General features: G+C 71.9%; 2 pseudogenes. One reads left to right on the top strand and one right to left on the bottom strand.

What is annotated here, in order from left to right:
- Positions 1 to 15 precede the first annotated feature (15 nt).
- Positions 16 to 183 (top strand): annotated as a pseudogene (locus DVH02_RS37230) (zinc-dependent metalloprotease); the annotation flags it as partial.
- A 35-nt stretch (positions 184 to 218) separates the two neighbouring features.
- On the opposite strand, the pseudogene DVH02_RS37225 reads toward DVH02_RS37230, so the two are convergent.
- A pseudogene (locus DVH02_RS37225) lies at positions 219 to 506 on the bottom strand (zinc-dependent metalloprotease); the annotation flags it as partial.

Here is a 506-nt window from a genome sequence, read left to right as displayed (position 1 = left end):
GTCGACACCCCCGTCCTGGTCGTCGACCGGGCCGGCTGGGTCAAGGCCAACGTCGCGGGCTTCCGCGAACTGCTCAAGCCGCTGTTCGAGAAGATGAAGGACCGGCGCTCGGGGACCCCGGGCGGCGCCGTGCTCGGCGCCGTCGGCGGCAAGGTCACCGGCGTCGAGGTCGGCATGCTGCTGTCCTTCATGTCCTCTCGCGTGCTCGGCCAGTACGAGACGTTCGCCCCCGCCACCCGCGATCTCCCGGCCGCGGCCGGGAGATCGCGGGTGGCGGGGGCGAACGTCTCGTACTGGCCGAGCACGCGAGAGGACATGAAGGACAGCAGCATGCCGACCTCGACGCCGGTGACCTTGCCGCCGACGGCGCCGAGCACGGCGCCGCCCGGGGTCCCCGAGCGCCGGTCCTTCATCTTCTCGAACAGCGGCTTGAGCAGTTCGCGGAAGCCCGCGACGTTGGCCTTGACCCAGCCGGCCCGGTCGACGACCAGGACGGGGGTGTCGAC

Source organism: Streptomyces corynorhini, from assembly GCF_003346515.1.
GTDB classification, from domain to species: domain Bacteria; phylum Actinomycetota; class Actinomycetes; order Streptomycetales; family Streptomycetaceae; genus Streptomyces; species Streptomyces corynorhini.
Note: the sequence above shows the minus strand (reverse complement) of the source record. Positions and strands in the feature narration are given on the sequence as shown.